This window comes from Cellulosimicrobium sp. GQ32, from assembly GCF_059758455.1.
In genome coordinates, this window is the sequence record NZ_JCAXEP010000046.1 from 1 (window position 1) to 232 (window position 232).

A 232-nucleotide genomic window follows, 5' to 3' on the forward strand; every position below is an offset into this window, starting at 1 on the left:
ACGCGCCACCTGGGACGAGGCCGCCGAGATCGTCGCCGCCGCCCACGTGCACACCATCAAGACCTACGGCCCCGACCGCGTCGCCGGCTTCTCCCCCATCCCCGCGATGTCGATGGTCTCCCACGGCGTCGGCGCCCGGTTCGTCCAGATGCTCGGCGGCACCATGCTGTCGTTCTACGACTGGTACGCCGACCTGCCCGTCGCCTCGCCCCAGGTGTTCGGCGACCAGACC

Annotated in this window: 1 protein-coding gene; it reads left to right on the forward strand. The window is 71.1% G+C overall.

Translation table 11 applies throughout. From position 1 onward, the window contains the following. A partial coding sequence (locus AC6CH9_RS20865; protein WP_498156609.1) for a molybdopterin-dependent oxidoreductase occupies positions 1 to 232 on the forward strand: 232 nt, incomplete at both ends.